Raw genomic sequence first — 540 nt, forward strand, 5'->3', positions numbered from 1 at the left:
CACACCTCTGGCTATTTTTTGATCACAGTCAAATCTTGGCTGTCCTCTTTTTTCTTGATATGAAGCCTCATGCAATTCACCATTAGCTGGGAGGTTACTCTGTCTAAATAAGCTCGGCTTTTTCAAATTTAAAAGAGAAACATTCTTAACCCAACCACCCTGTTTAATAAGGCTGGACTTATCCGATAAAAAGCCTAACGCATCTGCCTTTAATGCACTTAAAGACTTAACCTCTTTAAAATGCATTTCCATTGATCCGGACATTTTAGATTCTATTAAAACATAGCCATCCACATATACCGTGAATGAGTCACCGTCTTCATCCAGAATATAAACTTGCCGATGCTCATCGTCAGGCTGAGAATATATTTCGTTACTCAATTCATTAAAAAGGCTATCAATGCTAGAAAGAACACCCTCTTTCGACAATGATTCCCGCTCACCATAACGATGACCTATTTCATATTTTATTTCTGACATTATTTATTCCTATCTATTACCTTCAGCCCATTGACCTGGCGACCTACCGCCTTTATGGAT

The 540-nt window shown here is 38.1% G+C and carries 1 protein-coding gene; it reads right to left on the reverse strand.

The features are described 5' to 3' along the window. Positions 1-480: hypothetical protein (locus tag KCG35_RS26165; protein ID WP_215822872.1), on the reverse strand; the 480-nt coding region annotated here is incomplete at its 3' end. Positions 481-540: the final 60 nt, after the last annotated feature.

The sequence above is a fragment of the Zooshikella harenae genome, assembly GCF_018837975.1.
Lineage (GTDB): Bacteria > Pseudomonadota > Gammaproteobacteria > Pseudomonadales > Zooshikellaceae > Zooshikella > Zooshikella harenae.